Genomic DNA, 19,065 nt, shown 5'->3' on the forward strand with positions numbered 1-19,065 from the left:
CTGCGGGCAATATCCGCCGGAGCGGAACGCACTTAGCATCGCCGTCCCACATGACGTGAGTCCGTCTCTGTGGACCCGCAACTTGACCAGCGCCCGACTGCCCTAATTGGGATGTCCGACCAACCAGTCTTTCCAACAGGAGGCTTTTCGTATGTTGACTGATGCACAAAGAGAAATGTGGCAGAAAGACGGATACGTCAGGCTCGAAAGGTTCTTCGCTCCGGCGGCTCAGGAAGATATCTCTATTTTTGTCGAAGATATGTCACGCTGGGATGTCAGCGATGATAAATGGCTCATGTGGTTCGAGAAGACGACGGACAATCGAAAGATCATCTCCAAGATCGAGAATTTTCTCGAGTTCCATGATCCACTGCGTCGTTTGCTCTTGGAAGATCAGCGCATACAGTCAGCGGTCGAGGATTTGCTTGGCGAAGATTCGCGCAGGCTCAAGGAGCTGCTTATTTTCCACTACCCCGACAGCGGCGGCTATCTCCCGCATCAGGACATTTATCACATTCCACACAAACTCCCCGACCGGATGGTCCATGCGGTGGTTGCCATAGGCATCGACGACTCCGACCCGGAAAACGGCGGGCTTTTCTTCAGCCCCGGCAACCACAAGAAGGGGGTGTTTCCCATGAATGCCGGTGGGGTGATCGATCCCCAAGTCGCCGAAATGTTCTCCTGGGAACCCGTAGTATGGAAGGCTGGCGACATCTTCATCTTCGACGATTACGCACCGCACTACTCACGACCGAACAAAAGCAATCGTTCGCGGCGGACACTCTACTTGGTGTTCCAGCGTGCTTCAACCGGTGGACCGACCCGCGCTGAATATAACGTGCTTAAGCGCGCCCTTAACCCGCCCGAGGGCAAAGTGGCCGATCTCGACAAACTCAAGCCCCCAAATGGCATTTTCTATCGCGATTGAGCTCACGCAGCCAGGCGGAGGCATGCACACGAAACGGATCGACCGCTCAAAAATGCGCGGAGAGTATGGCGTTCTGATTTGCGGGCTCGCGGAGCATCGACCGCAGCCCGTTAAGACGCTTCGGCACGTGGATTGTGGAGGTGGTCGCAGGGCGGCCTTCTATGACGCCTACAGACCGACTGGTGCCGCCCTCGTCGCCCGCCTGGCGGCCCAGAGCTGCATTATCCTGGCCGGGGCCGCCAACGGGTCGGGCTACCGTTTCTCTCCACAAATTGCACGGGAGGCTGTTGCGTTGGCAGCCGAAGATCCCACTGCTTCAACAGCTTAGGTTCGTCATGCGCAAATACACGTTTTCTCGAACGGAGCTGTCGCGGGCGTTCGGTATCGACATGGCCACGCTTGGAACGGGAAGCGCTCGCACGGGGTTTTCATTCGGAAAGGTTGGACCCGGCATCACATCCGAGCCCCATCGGCACGACGAAATCGAGGCCTTCGTGGTCCTGTCTGGCGCGGGCAAGGTCACTACCGACCGTGGGGAAATCTCGGTCGAGGCGGGCGATGTCGTTCTGTTCCACCCTTTTGAAGCGCATGTGCTGCGCAACGACGGAAACGAAGACCTAGATTTCGTCGATGTCTACTGGCGAGACGGCGAGGCCGCCCTTGATGCCGCTGCAAAGACCACGGCTCCACGCGGGCCGATTTTCGTCTTCTCCACGCCGCCAACGCCAAATGGCGATCTGCATCTGGGGCATCTTTCTGGCCCCTATTTCGGCGCCGACGTCTATACTCGTTTCCTGCGCATGAAAGGAGTCGAAGCATATCACCTCACTGGAAGCGATGACAACCAGAGCTACGTCACGACACGCGCCGATGCCGATCAATCGACGCCTGCAACCGTGGCGCACTACTACGCCGACGAGATTCGCGCCACGCTTGCACTTTTCGATTGTGAGGTCCACAGCTTCCAACCCACAATGGGCGATGACGGTTACGGCGAGTTTCAAGCCGCGTGTTTCCGCAGTCTTCTGAGCAGCACGGCGGTAGATCTACGCCAGAGCCCTGCGCTTTTCGATGCTGTGACAGGCCACTATCTTTACGAGCCGGATGTTAGCGGCCTTTGCCCCGATTGCGGCGGCTCCGCCGGTGGCAACATCTGCGAGGAATGCGGCGCCCCAAACCTTTGCCACGACTTGGGCGCAGCCCGGTCACGGCAGTCTGCCGAGGCGCCGCTGGTCGGCTCCGTCCGCCGCCCGGAACTTGCCTTGGACCAATGCTACGACAATATCGACCGGCATCTAAGGGCGTCGGGCGTCCCGCTACGGATCTTGGATCTCTTCGCGCGCCTACGCCGACGCGGCAACTTTTCAGTGCCCATTACCCACCCCTCGGACTGGGGCCTGCCGGCCGAAGGGTTCCCGGGGCAAGTGATCTGGGTCTGGCCCGAAATGGCCTTCGGTTTTCTTTACAACATTCAGGCGCTCGGCCGCTTGCTGGGTCGCGACTGGAAGGCGGAGATGCCCGCCAACGACTGGCAGATTGTCCATTTCTTCGGCTTCGACAATTCGTTCTACCACGCGCTACTCTACCCCGCTCTTTACGCCGAGGTCTTCTCCCACTGGACGCCACGCATCCACTATCACGTCAACGAGTTCTACCTGCTCGACGGCAAGAAGTTCTCAACCAGCTGCTGCCATGCGGTCTGGGGCAAGGAGGTTCTGAGCCCAAAGACAGTCGACGTCGTGCGCCTCCATTTGGGCCTGACACGCCCGGAAGGTGAGCGGACGGATTTCAAGCTGGACGCGCTGCGCCGCACCGAGAACGAGGTGTTCCAAGGGATTTGGCTGAACTGGCTTGATGCGTTGAACCAGGAAATCAAGCAGGATTTTGCCGGCCGTGTACCCGATGCAGGTGACTGGAGCCCGGTCGACCGCGCCTTCTTTGCTCGGATAGAGACCTATCGCGCGGCGATGGAGCGCGCCTATTCGGACGAAGGCTTCTCGGTCCGGCGCGCGGCCGCTCAGGTCTGCGATTTCGTGCGCGATTGCGTGATCTACCGTCGGGCGCAAGACTATGCAGCGGCGCGACGTTTCTATCCCGCCCGCAATCGGACTTCGCTAGCCCTTCAGACGACGGCCGCTGCGATCCTGGCAGCGACACTCGCTCCGCTGATGCCCCGATTCGCCAGAACGCTGGCGCGAGGCATCGATGGCGTCTCAACCGAAACATGGCCCCGGTCCGTCCAGCGCCTTGCGCCCGGGACGCGCTTTGATCTCGGACCCGTGTTGGTGTTCTACGCCAAATCCGGCAATCCTCATCTCGATGAGGAGGAAGCACTGTGAGCCCAAAGGTGCATCAGTGAGCTATCCCAATCTCGACCAGATCTGCGCGGCAATCAAAGCCGATGATGCCAAATATCTTTACTCGCTGTCACTGGCGACCGAACCCGCTATCAGACGGTAGAGACCAGATTGGCGGACCTGAACCAACGCATCGTCGACACCCTGGCCCGCGCCTTCGAGGACCGCTCGGCCGATCGCTTCGCAGCCCTTGCTGTTTCGTGCCGCAAATGCCGTGTGGGCTCGACTGCGCTGACCAACCTCTTCGGCATCGCGGGATTTCCGTCCTCCAGCCGGTCAAGACTGTCATGCGGTTCGAGGCGCTTGGTCAACCTGGCGCGCCCTGGATCGTGCGCCGATCACCGGAAATGTCGAATGCTAATGCCTGCCTGATGGTATCTTCGATTCTGTCCGAGCCTGTACTGGCGCGGCAGTCGGCCGAAGAACAACTGAGCTACTGACAATCGGAAGGTAGCAGGTTCAAAATTCTGCCCCAGAAACCGGATATTGCGCACAACCAGCGTTGACGATCGCGATGGTGCACAAGCTTCCAACCAGACCCGCGCAAAGACAGCCCGTCGCCTGAAGATAGTCGGCGAGGGCCGCCAAATCTCTCGCAAGCGTATCCTCCGTCACATGCACGCCGTCTTCGCCGACAATGCAGACGTTTGTCTCGTCGAGAGATAAGTCCAGCCAGGGTGCTCCTTCAGGATTGCGTGTTTGCTCGGGTACGGAGCCGCCCCTCAGTTCCCAATCGAGGAGCGATCCTACAATTCACATATTTGGAGATCGCTCGCTAGGTTACCCGGTCTGTGAACCCTGCAAGCCGAAAATTCAGATGCCGCCCATGCAGAGATATTTCATTTCGAGGTAGTCCTCGAGGCCATGGCGGGATCCCTCCCGCCCGATGCCGGACTGTTTTATCCCACCGAACGGCGCCGCTTCTGAAGACATCCGGCCGGTATTTACCCCGACCATTCCATATTCCAAGGCCTCGGCCACACGCCAGACACGCTTCAGGTTGGAGGCATAAAAGTAGGCCGCGAGGCCGTAGATCGTGTCGTTGGCCTCACGCACGACCTGATCCGCATCTTTGAAGCGAATAATCGGTGCCAGCGGCCCGAATGTCTCTTCTTGCGCGACGGTCATCTCGCTGGAGACACCGGTCAGGACTGTCGGTTGGAAAAACGTGCCATTCGTGCCGATGCGTTTGCCCCCGCATCGAATTGCGCCGCCTTTGGCGACGGCATCGGCAATATGGGATTCGATCTTGGCCAAAGCGTGCTTGTCGATGAGCGGTCCGATGTCCACTCCGGGAGCGAAACCGTCACCAACTTGAAGTTGGCGAGCCCGTTGCACGAATTTCTCGACGAACTCGTCGTGAACGCCCGACTGGACGTAAAGGCGGTTCGCCGAAACGCAGGTCTGGCCGGCATTGCGGAACTTCGCCTGGATCGCACCGTCAACCGCGGCATCGATATCGGCATCATCGAAGACGATGAAAGGTGCATTGCCGCCGAGTTCAAGGCTGACTTTTTTGATCTGGTCCGAGCACTGGCGCATGAGAAGGCGCCCGATCTCAGTCGACCCGGTGAAGCTGATCTTGCGGACCTTGGGATTGGTACAAAGTTCGCGGCCGACCGCGTCACCTTCGGACGCATAGATCAGGTTGACGACGCCTTCGGGAAAACCAGCCTGATGGGCGAGGGCGAACATTGCTCCCGCCACGAGCGGCGTCTGTTCAGCGGGCTTGAGGACGATCGTGCAGCCCGCCGCCAAGGCTGGCGAGATTTTGCGCGCCACCATCGAGGCCGGGAAGTTCCATGGCGTTATCGTGCCAACAACTCCGATGGGCTGTTTGATTACCAGCATTCGGCGGTCCATCGATGGTGCGGAGATCGTCTCGCCATAGACGCGATTGGCCTCCTCGGCGTACCATTGCAGATAGGCCGCAGCATGCGATATCTCCGACTTGGCTTCGGCAAGCGGCTTGCCCATCTCCGCGGTGAGAATCGCGGCGAGATCGTCCGCGTGGTCGATGATCAACTGATGCCATCGCCATAGAACGTCGCTGCGCTCACGTGCGGTCAACCCTGCCCATCCAGGCTGCGCGACATAGGCCTTGTCGATCGCAGCGCATGTCTCCTCGACACCCATGTCGGGTAGTTCTGCCAGCACTTCGCCAGTCGACGGGTTGAGGACCTCGAATGTCCGCTCGCTAATCCGCGTGCCAAGTGCCGGCAGGCGATCAATGGGTCCAAACAGGCCGGGGGATCTCAGGTGACGGATCATCGGCAGGCACAGGGGCAATACCGGATTCCTCCTCAACGCAGCAGGTATATATAGCAAGTGCGGTGTGTACTCCGCGACGTCCGGGTTCCTTATAGGGCCTCGGCCAGACAGCTGGTAGACCACGGTACCCGACTGGAAAGGGAGAATACCTGAATACGCTAGAAGATGCCTCCCGGTTCTACTAGTCGAACGATTGAACAACGGACATCGGCTTCGCCAGCCGCGCGGAGTGGATGCTGGTGGCCTGCGCCTACAATCTGCGGACCACGAATCGGCGACTCTATCCACTCGAAGAGAGGCTGGCCTGAGGAGGAGCGCACCCCAATAATGACGCCTGAACCGGCAAATGCCTAGCAAGGCCCGCGAAAACCGCTCCTCGCGGCTTTAAACAGATCCCGTTTACCCGGCGAGCGCCCGCAAGATGAGAAAGAGGATGGAGAGGAACAGGGTGGCGAAGGCGCGCCAGGTCTTCCCTTCTCCCACAAGGGGTGAAGGGAAGACCGGGCGGCGCATTTGCATGGGGATGGAGCTCATGATCAATTCCCCGCCTGTTGCTGCGGCAAAAGATAGCCTGTCGTCGAATGGTCGAGCACCAGATAACGCGCGGCGACCGCCTTGACCTCGTCGGTGGTGACCTTGCGGACGCGGTCCGGCCTCTCGAGCACGTCCTTCACACTGCCACCGGTGGTGAGCGTCTTGCCATAAATGTTGGCGATGTGGTCCAGCTCGTCGTGCACAAAAATCACCGAGCGGATATAGCGGTCTTTGGCCTTGTCCAGCTCGTCGCTGGTGACGCCATCCTTGGCGATCCGGGCGACTTCGGCAACGGCCGCCGCTTCGAGATCGACGAGCTTTGCATCGCCGCGCGGCGAGCCGGAGATGATGAAATTGGTGTCGTCTAGCATGGTGCCCTGGAAGGAGGCGCCGGCCGCCGAGGCTATGCCTTGCTTGACGACAAGCTCCTGATATAGCCGGCTACGGTTACCGCCGCCGAGGATCTCGGCCAGCAGGTCGAGCGCCTCGGCCTCGCCGGGCTCTGCCGTATGATAGGACGGCACCACCCATTGAGTGGAAAAGCTCGGCACCGATACGCGCGCATCGGTCATCGTCACTGTGCGCCTGGTGTTCTGCTCCGGCTCGACCGGGCGGTTGCGCGGGGGCAGGTCCGGCCCGCGCACAACCTTGCCATAGGTTGTCTCGGCCAGCGCCTTCACCGTCTCAGGCTCTACGTCGCCGGCCACCACCAGCACGGCGTTGTTCGGTCGGTAGTATTTGTTGTAGATGGTGAATGCGTCGGTGCCGTTCAGCTTCTCCATCTCCTGCATCCAGCCGATGACCGGAATGCGGTAGGGCTGGTTCTGCCGCAACGTCGCGTTGACCTGCTCGTCCAGCAGAGCATGCGGGTTCGTTTCTCTGCGCCAACGGCGCTCCTCCAGGATCACGTCGCGCTCGGTCTTGATATCATCCTCGTTGAGGATGAGGTTGAACATGCGATCGGCCTCGAAGCCCATCATCTCACCCAACGCCGAGGGCGCCACCGTCTCGAGGAAGGTGGTGTAGTCATAGGCGGTGAAGGCGTTATTGTAGCCGCCAATGGCTGAGACGGCTCGGTCGAACTCGCCGGCGGCGTGGTTGATCGTCGCCTTGAACATCAGATGCTTGAGGAAATGGGCAAGGCCGGATTTGCCGGGTGGCTCGTCGGCGCTGCCGATCTTGTACCAGACCATATGAGTGACGATCGGCGCGCGGTGATCGGGGATGACGACCACTTCCATGCCGTTGTCGAGCAGGAAATCCGTCACTTTGCCGCCGTCGGTGGCGGCCAGAGCCGGAGCGGTCGTCACCAGGGCCAGCGCGGTGGCAATGAACGCGTTGCGCAGCCAGGGGGACGATCGATGGCTCCGGTTGTGGTGGCTGGTCGAAAGGCAAGGTTCGAGGCAACGTGATTTGTTCCTCATTTTGATGAAGGCGCTGCGTCCCCGTCTCCCTGCGTGGGAGGATCGGCGCGCAGCGCCGAGCCAGATGAATAAGCTCTTCATGGTGCCAGGCCTTACTCGAGCCTCATCTTTGGATGGACCCAGGAGACCTGCGGCAGTATTTCTTGGTGAAGTGATCATTGGACGGATTCTCCTTGGTCCGCGACGGCCTTGCGAAGACCAAGCATGCACCGTGCCAGATCAGAAAACCGTTCGAGGCATGTGGACAAATCGGGCTCTGCCATGTTGCGCATCCGACATTGTCGGACATCGGACAGGGCCGAACGCGACGCGCGCGCGGCTGAGAATATCTTCTTCGTTCGGAAGACGATTGGGCGCGCTGCCGGGGGAGGGGTATAGGATGCGCTTCGAATGGCCGCTGCACTGACGGTGAGAATGGAGATGTTGGTCGCCCCAGCGGAACCCTGTCCTCGACAGCCAGACCGGGTCGATGCTGAAGGGCAGAGGCGTGAGCAGCCCAGCCAACTCGAGCGCGGAGCCTGCTCGCGCGCGAAGACGGATCTGATCAAAGATCGGCGAGTTGGGCGATATCCGCGAGGCGCTGGAAAACGAAGATCGTAGGACTCGGGCCGGAAAAAACGATGCGGTTGCGCGCTTCTGGCGTAATGCGCCTGCCGCGAGGCCGTTGAGCCTGATGAGTTGCTGCGGGAAAGGGGAGTGTTTGCGCGGGACCTTGGTCAAACGTAAGAAACAACCGTCGAGCTCGCCGTGGATGGGGGCATGCAGGCACGTTTGTCGCTGGAGGACAGCAGCACGGAAGGTGTCCGCGCTTGCCGTCGTCGCTGGGTACCAACAGGAGAATTTGGCGGTCGCGATCGAATTCATCTGCGTAAATACCGCCTGGCTGTGCTCGGTTTGCCGGCGAACAGATTTTGCCTTCTTTGCGGCTGCAAACGCATCGCTGGCGGCGTGGTCCCTTAGGTCAAGAGCATCGGGTGAGTAACAGCCTGATCCTGCTCAATCTGATACGCGCCAACCGCCTCGCCGGATTGTGGAACCGCTCGCGGGTAGCTTCTACCACAAACAGCAAGGTCATGAAATCAAGTAGGAAGTCGTCGATCGCTTGGGAGATTGTTTCTGACTTGCCCTTGAACTGGGCCAGCAAAACGCGCGCGCTATCGATCGCTTCCACGCTGGTGGCATTGATTAACCCCTCGACCCTCTTGAAACAATCCAATACGAAACTCCTTCAAGCGCTTGCCACGCCGTTATGCACGAAGGTAGCTCCGTGAACTACCCGGCCCTTGACCTGGCGGCACGAGCAGCGGTCGGCCGTACGTCTCGTGCCTCCAAGCACCAGCCATAGACGTGGCGCTGAGGAGCGTTGGAAGGGTCGGGCGCTTCCGGCCATGCTCGAGCGGTAGTGTAAGGACAGAGCCTGCTGGCTGTAGGCGGTCGCGATGGAGTGCGCCAGTTGCGCCGACCAATCAAGCCGGCCTTGAAATTTTTCGTTTTGCTGCCCCTAAGTCTCGGCTATGAATCGGACTGGCCAAATGGCCTGCCCACGTTGCAATTGTTACAAAGGAATACGTATATGGCGACCGGAACAGTGAAGTGGTTCAATAGCACCAAGGGGTTTGGATTTATCCAACCCGACGATGGCGGTCAGGATGTTTTCGTCCACATTTCCGCTGTCGAACGCGCGGGCCTCTCGACCCTCGCTGACGGCCAGAAGATCAAGTATGAGATTGAACAGGACCGCCGTACTGGCAAATCCTCCGCTGGCAGTCTCAGCAAAGCTGGCTGAATTTACTCTTGCGTCTTGGCAAGAGTGGGCGCGCAGGTCCGGAGGTCCTCACGGCCGCTCGATAGGAGCGAGCAAAAACTGAGGGCCGCAGATTGCTGCAGGCGTCGCGAATTCCTCATGAAACAGAGTTATTTGAAAGGAGGCGGGGTTGGCCCCGCCTTTTTCTATGACGCGCAGATTAAGCCGATGTCTGCAACGCTCCAGAACGAATCTCGATTGCCGAAATCAAGCCGCGACCTTCTTGCGGGTTCGCTTCGTCGGCGCCGGTTCCGGCGCTTCCGGCGCTTTCGGTTTGCGGCCGAGCCCCATCGTCTTGGCCAATGACGAGCGCGCCGCGGCGTAGTTCGGCGCGACCATGGGATAATCCGCCGGCAGGCCCCATTTGGCCCGATATCCATCCGGCGTCAGCCCATAGTGGGTCGACAGATGGCGCTTTAGCGATTTGAATTTCTTCCCGTCCTCAAGGGAGATGATGTGGTCCGGTGTCACCGACTTCCTGATCGGGACTGCAGGCGTAAGGGCAACCGGCTCTTCTGCAGAGACACCTCCGGCCGTCCCTTTCAGAGCTGCGTGCACTTGGCCGATGAGGGCAGGGAGATCCCCCACCGGGATCGGATTGTTGGAGACATAGGCTGAGACGACATCGGCCGTGAGCTCGATGAGGGTGTCGATGTTTTTTTCGGCTTCTTCTGTCATGAAACTCTCCAGGCGGCGTGAAACACAGTCGGCGAAGCGTCGCTTCATAGTGGCGGTCTCCGCTGAAAGCAACCAAGGTCTCGACAGGATTATTGCGATGCTCGTCCAGCAGCGAGATCTATAGCGCAGTATCGCGCCGTCATGACCGTCGATGCGTTCCGTTGTTGGCGACCAGCCGCGGTGCTTGCGCATTTTCAGGCGCGTCTCGGCCGTAAGCTTTGCGCCAAAATGACCAGTAATCTCGAAACGAAGCGGGCTATTCCTGTTTCGCCATCCTCTTTTTGGCTGTGAAATCGGTGGCCAAGCAGTGGCCGCTTCCTAGTGGCGCGTGGAGGAAGTATCAAGCGTTGATTCGCAATGGTCGAAACGATGTAGATTCATCATCCGGTGAGCCGCTCTCGCAGCAGGATGTTAGGGATTGGCCCGCTGGTAAACCGAGGACATCAGGCCGCTGCTTTGCTATTGAACCGCTATCGCTGTGACAACACATTCCGCAATGGTGGGCGAGTGTAGAGAAGGCGCCTGTTCACTCAAACTACCGATTCAGCAGGTCGGGAGGAACGAATGGGCTCAGGGACTTTCAGCAGCCCACTTTTCGTAAGGCGTGCAGCGCACATCGTGCAAGAGATTGCCAGTGGTGCGGATGCTATCGATTTCCTCAACGAATGGCCAGAAGATCGCAAAGACCGCATCTACGAAGCGCCCTCAGGGCGTGCTTTGATGCATACAACGGACCAAAACCCGTGAGCGCGGCGCGCAAGACTTTTTTCCGCTTTGCGAAACAGGTCGCCATATTGGAAGATGCAACCTCCGCGATGCAATAGCTCGCTGCCTGCATGTCGGCAGTGGAAAAGCGCAAGTATAGGCGTCGTCAGTCGTGTGTGAGGCTGGAGCGAGTACGCCGACGGGGTTATCGTATCGAGATTTCGCCGGCATCTGGAGCGTACAATAGCGAACAAACAATATTTTGCGCGCTATGGCGACGTTAATCATCTTGTTGTATTTGTAAATCAGCTTCTCGCGACAGGACTGCAATGCTTCCGGTGTGAGAATCACTGTGTGGGACTGGGTTCTCTCGAATTCATGACGGTAAATTGCCCTGTAATTATAGCAAAGCAGTTGGCCCATTGAAGCTGATAAACGAAGCCAAAATTGTGCTCAGTCGCCTGCCAATATTCGCTCGATGGAGGCTATAGGCCTCACAAGCCAATCAAAACAGCTACTCGGGCGCCCTTTGAAATTCGTGTAATTTTGCTCACCCGAAACGGCCCTCTACAGTCGAAATAAGATCGTCCCGCAAAGGTGCTACAAGACACTATCGCGGATCGATTTGGGCCCACGTCGATCTGGCGAAGGCAGGCGGAAGTCGAGCAGGACCTGCTGCGGAACAGATAACCGGCCCCAAACCGAATCGGACACGGTGGCCCCGATTTCTTCATAGTTGAAGGCGCAGAGAGAACCGAAGCACGGCTCCGGGCTCCGGCGCCGCCGCTTGCCGAGCAGCGATCCTCCGCCTCCCTGAAATCCAATCGAGAAGAGCGTTCAATTCCGGGACGGTCCAAGCTCTGCCGCGAAAACAGGTGTCAGACCACCCGGTCCTCTCCCGCAACTGATCTAGCGCAGGGCGTTCATGAGCCGCATATCCCAGAGTGGCTGCGTGCACGACGCAGCGAGATCATTTATGAAAATCCTATTCAGTACGATGGCTGTCCCCTTGCTGGCAGCCACCGCTTTTGCTGCGGATTCGATCCCCACAGACCTCAGAGAAACGGCACTGGCCACCTTCAGGGCTTTGCCATCCACCACGCCGGCAGTCGCCAATAACCCGATCACCCCGGAGAAGATCGCTCTCGGCAAGGCACTGTTCTTCGATCCACGCGTCTCGGCGTCAGGCGTCTTGTCGTGCAACTCGTGCCACAACCTGGCCACCGGCGGCGACGACAATCAAGAAACCTCGATCGGCCATGGTTGGCAGAAGGGACCGCGCAACGCGCCGACTGTACTGAACGCTGTCTTCAACATCGCCCAGTTCTGGGATGGTCGTGCCGAAGACCTGAAGGCTCAGGCGAAGGGACCGGTCCAAGCCGGCGTCGAAATGGCCAATACACCGGGTCAAGTCATCGCCACCCTCAAGTCGATGCCGCAATATGTCGATTGGTTCGATGCAGCTTTTCCGGCTGAAGCCGATCGGGTCACCTTCGACAACTTCGCCAAGGCAATCGAAGCCTTCGAGGCGACACTGGTCACCCCGGCCCCCTTCGACAGCTTCCTGAATGGTGATGAGGCTGCCATGACTTCCGAACAGAAACAGGGCCTGGCGCTTTTCATGGACAAAGGCTGCTCGTCCTGCCATGCCGGCATCAACGTTGGTGGGGAAGCCTATTACCCATTCGGCCTCGTGGAACAGCCCAGCGCCGAGGTCCTGCCGGAAAAAGACAAGGGCCGATTTGCGGTCACCAATGCAGCCGACGATTCCTATGTTTTCCGCGTGGCGCCGCTGCGCAACGTTGCACTCACCGCGCCATACTTTCATTCGGGCAAGGTTTGGGATCTGAAACAGGCCGTTGCCATCATGGGAACCACCCAGCTTGGCGTGGTACTGGCGGACGAAGAAGTCGACCTGCTTGTTGCCTTCCTCAACTCGCTGACCGGAAAGGCACCCGAGGTCGCCTATCCCATCTTACCCGCCGAAACGGCGACAACACCCCGGCCTATAATGCAGATCTTAGGAAAATAAACGGCCAGCTGACTGCGGAACATCGCAATTGGCAATGATTGCGACTTTTACTGGGACGAGACGATCGCGACCTCCATGAGAACGCAAATGGCTCGTTTCCAAAGTGCAGACACTGCTTCCGTCACCAGCTCGTTGCGATGGAATCATGTTTGGGATCTGCCGTGCGACATGCCAAGGAAGGCGTCTGACGCATGAGGCTCGCGCGCTGTCGATACCGCGCGGCGGCCGGCCATCGCGCTGGCGGCCGAATTGCCGCGCGCCGAAGTGATCGGCCCCCTTAGGGCGAAGGGGCAGCCACTCCGTCCTCCATGTCGAGTGATTCTTCGACTGCTTCCGGATTCCGGGCGATGGTCCAAAGGAGAGTATTCGCCGCTGCATCCGGTTTCGAGCGACCTTGCTCCCAGTTTCGAAGCGTTGCCAGATCGAGGCCATACCTCACGGAGAATGCCTCCTGAGAGAGCTTCGTGCGATCCCGGACTTCGCGAACACTTATCGGCCGTGGCGCATGAACCTTCGCGATCACGCCTGCGGACGACAGTTCATTCTTCAGTGCCAATAGGTCGTCGACGCAAGGAACCGTCACGAACGCCTTGCCGTGATCGACCATCTCCGTGAGTATCGCGTGGGCCGTCCTGAGCGGCAGCTGTCTCTTAAGGAGAATCCGGGCGGCCTCAGGAGTATTCGCGCCGTGAAGAAAACTGAGGCTCAGTCGGACGGGAGAGCCTGACGACACCGGGACGACGTCCCGGGTTCGCACCCGTTGTCCGTACCGCTCCATGAATTTCGATTTAGTCGACATTAAGCTTCTCCGCGATCACTCGACCGAGCTTGCGCAATTTGGACCATCCCCACTGGAGGCATCGCGATAAAAGTACGCCAAACAACGCTAAGGGAGAACAAGCAGTGATCTGATTTCGTTCGACGCTCGTTTTCGAGAGCCGTTCTGGGTCGTTCGCAATCAACTGTGTAGGCCAGCGGAGCGAGCAAGGAGCGCCAGATCCGGACAGGGCTGAGTGGGGTGTTTCTCCGAAAGGTGGGCCATGCCCTAAGGGACACGAGATGTAGTGGACTCGTCGATCCGCGCGGTTTCGATTCGCGCACCCGGGCACAACGCTTGGATAAGTCCCATCAAATGCTCTCCGGTGCCCGTCATCTGTATAGCTGACATTGGGCCGAGGGCTTCCAGCACGAGCCACATGGCGCGGGTATCGACCGTGACCCATGGTGCGCCGCCCCTGCCGCCAGTTCCAGCGGCGGCACGTGACACCGGAATCATCGCACCAGACGACTTCGCCCGGTTCGGGATGCTCGGTTACCATTTCACCTTGCTGGATCGTGTCGAATGGCTCCGCTCCCTTCGCAATTAAAAGTCTCGGGACCCCCTGGTAGAGATCGAGATCTTCCCCGCCAATCGGAACGCCATACAACACGCTGACGGCATTGTAGGCATCAACCAGTGGGGAAATCCGCGGGAGAGAGCCATCTTTCCGCACCCGTTTGAGAAGCGCGGCGGCCGAGCACGGCGTTCGATTGGCCTTTGTGCCGAAAGCCTCGTAGGCAACGGCCCACGCCGCAAGACGCGCGTCCCTTTGGGCGTCATCGCGAAGCGCCGCCTGTTCCGCCGCCGCAATCGTGTCGTTCAACGCCTGTGCATCCGGCACGGCGATTCCAGCGTTCCGCACCACAATGCTGATCAGATGAAAATCCCGGTAGCGGGCCTTGATCTCGGGGCAATCAATGGCGTGAAAGACATGGGATGCTCTTTTCTCATGGGGAGGCTTTGCGCTGCGGGTGGTTCGGGAAATGTTTCAAGAAAGGTGCTTGTCGAGCGTCCAGATCTTCTGGCGTCGCCATGGTGCATGCCGCACCATGCGCTGGATAATTCCATCATTCGGCGGTGGACAAGGCCTGATAGAGATCGTCGATTATGTCTTGCGGGTGCTCGAGCCCACCTCGGCCGGCAACAAGCTACGCCTCCTCCAGATCCTCCATTTCATAGGAGGCAGCGGGCGCGATATGGATGTGAAGCAGCTTTCCTTGCCGGGTCATGCATCGCTTTCGGAAATTCGTCTCGCACGAAAATCTGCCGCCAAACTGGCCTGATCAACAGCATGGTATGGCGTTTTCCCAGTCCAGTTGGCTTTGCAACGAAACGCGGTTCAGCCCAAGGGGTCGGTATCCTCGCCAGCACCCCACGTCCCCGCCGTTTTAGCCACCGTGTCCCGGCAACGCGTCTTGCACCTGCTTGACAACCGCTCGCAGGACCTCAACGCCCTTCTCGATCTGCCGAATGCTCAAAGCGGCATAGCCCATGACAAGCCCCACGCGATCGATGTGGCCTTCGTCCGACTGCCGCTCGTAAAGGGGCGAGATCAGGTGTAGCCCCAAACCCGCACGTCGGGCGGCTTCGACCAGTGCCGTTTCCTGCGATCGTGGCAGGTCGTTGAACCAGACGGCGACGTGCAGTCCGGCCTCTGCTCCCTGGACAGCGATGCGATCGCCGAAGCTGTGCCGCAAGGCGCCCAACAACGTCTCCCGACGCTCGCCGTTCAGCCTGCGCACGCGCCGCACATGGCTTTCGTAGCCGCCATTTTCGATCAAACAAGCCAGAGCCTCCTGTTCAGCCACCGGCGAATGCCGGTCCGAGAATTGTTTGGCGGTTGCGAAGACCTCCTGCAATTCCGGCGGGACGACGAGGTAGCCTATGCGCAGCATCGGCGAGAGCGTTTTGGAGATCGTGCCGAGGTAGATGACAGCCCCGTGGTCCTGGAGGCTGTGCAGCGGAGGGACCGGATTGATGTCGTAGCGATATTCGCTGTCGTAGTCGTCCTCAATCACATAGGCGCTGTTGTTCCGCGCCCATTCCAGAAGCTGGTGGCGGCGTGTGATCGGCATGACGCCGCCCAGCGGAAACTGATGCGATGGCGTGACATAGGCCAGTCGTGCACCAATCCCCGCCAGCAACTCCGTCTTCATCCCGTCCTCGTCGACGGTGACCGGGATGGGCGAGGCGCCTGTGCTGGCAAAGACCTGACGCGCCATCCTGTAGCACGGGTCCTCGATGACGAAGCGGTCGGCGGGATCGAGAAGCAGGCGCGCGCACAGATCGAGGCCCTGCTGCGAACCGTTGACGATGATGATCTGCTCGAGGTCGCAGCTCAGGGTTCGGGCGCGCCAGAGATAGCCCTGGAGCGCCTGACGCAGCCGGCGCGAGCCGCGAGGGTCGTCATAGGCAAGACGCAACGGGCGCTGCGCCATTGCCTCGTTCATCGCGCGTTTCCAGATCAATGCAGGGAAATCTGACGGCGCCAAGTCGCCATAGCGGAAATCGACCTTTAGCGCATTCGGCAGATAATCTGGCCAGGGCGGTGTAGCGCGCAGTCGTCGCCCATAGGCGGACAGAAGAACCGGGCCGAACCGTTTCGCGGACATGCGGCGTGTCTCAGGGCCGATCAACGAAGATGCAACGCGAGGTCGCGCGCCTTGACGGGCTTCGATGAAACCTTCCGCGGCCAGTTGCTCATAGGCGACTGTCACCGTCGTTCGCGAAACCCCAAGGTCATTTGCGAGGCCTCGGGAGGAAGGCAGCTGACTGCCGGTTTCGTAGACACTTCCGAGGATCTGCTCGCGAAGAGCCTCGTAGATCTGGCGTGCACCCATCGCGTGCGTGCGACCTGCAGAACCGGCACTTGAAGACTGGACCATTTCATTCATCGCCAACTGGATATTTCACATTGGCCAGTTTGCCGTCAATCTTTCGGAAACCCAAGCAAGATCTTAGAGGCCGAATGACCCGCTCCTATCAATCGGAAACCGATGCTCTCACGCGGTCGCTCAACGACACCGGTCCCGGATTCGCCACTCGGGCGATCCATCATGGCTACGATCCGGCCCGCTTTTCCAATGCCGTTCAGCCGCCAGTCTTCTTGACCTCGACCTATGGATTCGAAAGCGTGGCAGCGAACGAGGCCGCCGCCGCGCTTGGCGGAAGGCTCTATGCGCGCGAATACAATCCGACGACGGAGATCCTCGAACAACGGCTCGCCAATCTGGAAGGAGCCGAGGCAGGTCTGGTCGTTGCCTCGGGGATGGCGGCTTTCGGGACGCTGATCCTGTCGCTCCTGTCCCAAGGCGATGAACTCATCGTCCACAGGACGCTTTATGCGAACACGCTTGCCATGGTCGAACAGGCGGTCCCCCGCTTCGGCATCAAGGTCGTCGCGGTCGACCTGTCCGATCCTCACAATCTCGATGCCGCGATTACCGAGCGGACCCGGCTTGTTTTCTTCGAGACGCCGGTGAATCCGCTGAGCCGCATCTGCGACATCGTTGCCATTGCCGAGCGCGCCCGCGCGCGCGGTGTGAAGGTTGCAGTCGACAGCACCTTCGCCTCCCCCGCGCTCCAGCGGCCGCTCGAACATGGGGCAGACCTCGTGCTCCACTCGCTGACCAAATACATCAATGGGCACGGCGATGCCCTTGGCGGGGCGATTCTCGGCGACGCGCAAACGCTCCGCACGCTGCACGAAACGGGCCTGCGCTACATCACCGGCGCAGCGCTCTCGCCCATGTCAGCCTTCCTGATCCTGCGCGGTCTGAAGACGCTCACGCTGCGCATGGAACGGCACAGCGCCACGGCCCTTGCGGTGGCTAAGGCGCTCGAGGCGCACCCGGCGGTTTCATGGGTGAGTTATCCCTTCCTCGACTCGCACCCTGATCAGGTGACGGCGCGAAAGCAGATGTCCCAAGGGTCGGGCATGTTGGCCTTTGGCCTCCACGCTGGGTTCGAGGGCGCGCGGCGGATGATGGACCGGCTCAACCTGATCACCCGGGCTGTCAGCCTCGGCGATGCCGACAGCCTCATCTATCATCCAGCAAGCCTCACACGTGCTCGGCAGCCGATCCGCAAGGATGCCCATTTGGCCGACGGAGTCGGCGAGGACCTCATGCGTCTCTCGGTGGGCCTTGAAGACGCCGATGACCTAATCGCCGACCTGCGGCGGGCTCTGGACGCCTTGTGATGACCTGTCGTCCGGCCAGTCCTGCGCTCACGCACAAACCTGGAGCCTTGCCATGGCATTCCTGAGCGGTCTTTCCGCGTTTCCCATCACGCCCGCCGATCGTGACGGCCGCGTCGATACCGTTGCTCTGCGCAGGCTGATTGCTCGGCTTGGCGCCGCTCAGGTCGACTCCATCGGTCTTCTCGGCAGCACCGGCACCTACATGTATCTGTCGCGCGAGGAACGGCGACGGACGCTCGCCGAGACCTTGGACGAAATCGCCGGGCGAACGCCGGTCGTGGTGGGTGTGGGCGCGTTGCGCACCGATGAAGCAGTGAGGTTCGCGCAGGACGCTAAGGCCCTTGGGGCTGCCGCGGGGTTGCTTGCCGCCGCCTCTTACACCCCGCTCACTGATGACGAGGTGTTCGAACATTTCTCCACGGTGGCGCGCGAAAGTGGCCTTCCGATCGTCATCTACGACAATCCAGGCACGACGCATTTCCATTTCACCCCAGCACTCGTCAACCGCCTGGCAAAGGTGCGGGGGATCGTCGCTATCAAGAATCCGACAGACAAGGGCGATGCGATCAAGAGCCATCTGGCCGACCAGAGGCGCACTATGCCGGAAGGGTTCTCGATCGGCTACAGCGGCGACTGGAACGCTGCAGAGGCCATGATCGCCGGCGCCGACACATGGTACAGCGTCCTCGCCGGCATCCTGCCCGAGGTCTGCGTGAAGATCGTCACGGCGGCGCAACAGGGCGATGCGGCCGAAGCGCGACGGATCGATGCCACGCTTGCGCCGCTCTGGAGCCTCTTCAAGGAGTTCTCGAGCCTTCGCGTCGTCTATGCACTTGCCGAATTGCTCGACATTTGCCGTGCCGACCCCCCGCGTTCCATCCTGCCTCTGCCCTCAGCAGCGAAGCGCCAGATCGCCGCCGCGTTGGAACGCTTGCATCGGATGCCAGCCGGTGAACAGCGAACCCGGCGGCCAGTGAAGGAACCTGTCATGTAGTACCCGCGCATTTCGATGAACCGAGCCGAGAAGTCCTCTACGAACTGATCGAGAACAGTGCACTTGGCATGCTGATAACCCATGGCCGGAGCGGTCTCGACGCCAATCACATCCCCTTCGAACTCGACACGTCACAGGGAGAAAACGGTACCCTTTACTCCTGCGCGATTAATACACGTGCCGAAGGAAAGTGCACATTCTCGCTCGAGTGACTTATTTCAAAGGATGTGATCGCGTTTTGGCACATTCACGGCCGACATGCGGCAGCCGGTCACTCACCACATGGTGAGCAACCAGGAAACCCTCTGGCCTAC

Annotated in this window: 15 protein-coding genes and 2 pseudogenes; 9 read left to right on the forward strand and 8 right to left on the reverse strand. The window is 59.8% G+C overall.

Features of this window, described 5'->3' with window-relative positions; genetic code table 11:
* Window positions 1–151: 151 nt before the first annotated feature.
* Together NKI17_RS31070 and NKI17_RS31075 are read left to right on the forward strand one after the other, a co-directional pair.
* Window positions 152–931 carry a phytanoyl-CoA dioxygenase family protein gene (locus tag NKI17_RS31070; RefSeq protein WP_352907289.1) on the forward strand — a complete coding sequence of 260 codons (780 nt, stop codon included), beginning with the start codon at window positions 152–154 and terminating at the stop codon, window positions 929–931.
* A 134-nt stretch (window positions 932–1,065) separates the two neighbouring features.
* Complete coding sequence (locus NKI17_RS31075; RefSeq protein WP_352907291.1) at window positions 1,066–3,270, forward strand: class I tRNA ligase family protein; 2,205 nt, start codon at window positions 1,066–1,068, stop codon at window positions 3,268–3,270.
* An 831-nt stretch (window positions 3,271–4,101) separates the two neighbouring features.
* Here NKI17_RS31075 and NKI17_RS31080 read toward each other — a convergent pair.
* From NKI17_RS31080 to NKI17_RS31090, 3 genes are all read right to left on the reverse strand, one after another.
* Window positions 4,102–5,559 carry an NAD-dependent succinate-semialdehyde dehydrogenase gene (locus NKI17_RS31080; RefSeq protein ID WP_502894669.1) on the reverse strand — a complete coding sequence of 486 codons (1,458 nt, stop codon included), beginning with the start codon at window positions 5,557–5,559 and terminating at the stop codon, window positions 4,102–4,104.
* Window positions 5,560–5,958: 399 nt separating this feature from the next.
* Window positions 5,959–6,093 carry a hypothetical protein gene (locus NKI17_RS31085; protein ID WP_352907292.1) on the reverse strand — a complete coding sequence of 45 codons (135 nt, stop codon included), beginning with the start codon at window positions 6,091–6,093 and terminating at the stop codon, window positions 5,959–5,961.
* 2 nt (window positions 6,094–6,095) lie between these two features.
* A complete protein-coding gene (locus tag NKI17_RS31090) occupies window positions 6,096–7,517 on the reverse strand; it encodes a M16 family metallopeptidase (RefSeq protein ID WP_352907293.1) in 1,422 nt (473 codons plus the stop codon).
* A 974-nt stretch (window positions 7,518–8,491) separates the two neighbouring features.
* Here NKI17_RS31090 and NKI17_RS31095 point away from each other — a divergent pair.
* Complete coding sequence (locus NKI17_RS31095; RefSeq protein ID WP_352907294.1) at window positions 8,492–8,788, forward strand: hypothetical protein; 297 nt, start codon at window positions 8,492–8,494, stop codon at window positions 8,786–8,788.
* Window positions 8,789–9,090: 302 nt separating this feature from the next.
* Window positions 9,091–9,303: a cold-shock protein gene (locus NKI17_RS31100; RefSeq protein WP_352718180.1), complete on the forward strand. Its 213-nt coding sequence runs from the start codon at window positions 9,091–9,093 to the stop codon at window positions 9,301–9,303.
* 225 nt (window positions 9,304–9,528) lie between these two features.
* On the opposite strand, the gene NKI17_RS31105 is transcribed toward NKI17_RS31100, so the two are convergent.
* Entirely contained in the window at window positions 9,529–9,999 is a 471-nt protein-coding gene (locus tag NKI17_RS31105) for a Ros/MucR family transcriptional regulator (RefSeq protein ID WP_352907295.1), read from the reverse strand.
* A gap of 665 nt (window positions 10,000–10,664) precedes the next feature.
* Between NKI17_RS31105 and NKI17_RS31110 the strand changes: the two genes are divergently transcribed.
* Window positions 10,665–10,823 (forward strand): DUF982 domain-containing protein, encoded by a 159-nt coding sequence (locus NKI17_RS31110; RefSeq protein ID WP_352907296.1) that lies wholly within the window; start codon window positions 10,665–10,667, stop codon window positions 10,821–10,823.
* A gap of 857 nt (window positions 10,824–11,680) precedes the next feature.
* Window positions 11,681–12,736, forward strand: a complete 1,056-nt coding sequence (locus NKI17_RS31115; protein WP_352907318.1) for a cytochrome-c peroxidase — start codon at window positions 11,681–11,683, stop codon at window positions 12,734–12,736.
* Window positions 12,737–13,013: 277 nt separating this feature from the next.
* Here NKI17_RS31115 and NKI17_RS31120 read toward each other — a convergent pair whose 3' ends face one another.
* The 4 genes and pseudogenes from NKI17_RS31120 to pdxR form a co-directional block, all read right to left on the reverse strand.
* The gene (locus NKI17_RS31120; protein ID WP_352907297.1) at window positions 13,014–13,535 is read right to left on the reverse strand and encodes a helix-turn-helix domain-containing protein; all 522 of its coding nucleotides are present in this window, start codon (window positions 13,533–13,535) and stop codon (window positions 13,014–13,016) included.
* Window positions 13,525–14,421, reverse strand: coding sequence for a B3/B4 domain-containing protein (locus NKI17_RS37140; protein ID WP_502894667.1), 897 nt, complete (start codon window positions 14,419–14,421; stop codon window positions 13,525–13,527). The genes NKI17_RS31120 and NKI17_RS37140 overlap by 11 nt, the downstream gene beginning before the upstream one ends.
* 286 nt (window positions 14,422–14,707) lie before the next feature.
* Window positions 14,708–14,785, reverse strand: a pseudogene (locus NKI17_RS31130) (MOSC domain-containing protein); the annotation flags it as partial.
* 159 nt (window positions 14,786–14,944) lie between these two features.
* On the reverse strand, window positions 14,945–16,441 hold the full coding sequence (gene pdxR / locus NKI17_RS31135) for a MocR-like pyridoxine biosynthesis transcription factor PdxR (RefSeq protein WP_502894668.1): 1,497 nt from the start codon (window positions 16,439–16,441) through the stop codon (window positions 14,945–14,947).
* Between the two features lie 83 nt (window positions 16,442–16,524).
* Here pdxR and NKI17_RS31140 point away from each other — a divergent pair, with 83 nt between their 5' ends.
* From NKI17_RS31140 to NKI17_RS31150, 3 genes and pseudogenes are all read left to right on the forward strand, one after another.
* Window positions 16,525–17,757 carry a trans-sulfuration enzyme family protein gene (locus NKI17_RS31140; RefSeq protein WP_352907299.1) on the forward strand — a complete coding sequence of 411 codons (1,233 nt, stop codon included), beginning with the start codon at window positions 16,525–16,527 and terminating at the stop codon, window positions 17,755–17,757.
* Between the two features lie 52 nt (window positions 17,758–17,809).
* The gene (locus NKI17_RS31145) at window positions 17,810–18,751 is read left to right on the forward strand and encodes a dihydrodipicolinate synthase family protein (RefSeq protein ID WP_352907300.1); all 942 of its coding nucleotides are present in this window, start codon (window positions 17,810–17,812) and stop codon (window positions 18,749–18,751) included.
* Window positions 18,752–18,762: 11 nt separating this feature from the next.
* A pseudogene (locus NKI17_RS31150) lies at window positions 18,763–18,963 on the forward strand (FMN-binding negative transcriptional regulator); the annotation flags it as partial.
* Window positions 18,964–19,065 lie beyond the last annotated feature (102 nt).

It is taken from the genome of Mesorhizobium sp. M0816, assembly GCF_040320005.1.
Lineage (GTDB): Bacteria > Pseudomonadota > Alphaproteobacteria > Rhizobiales > Rhizobiaceae > Mesorhizobium.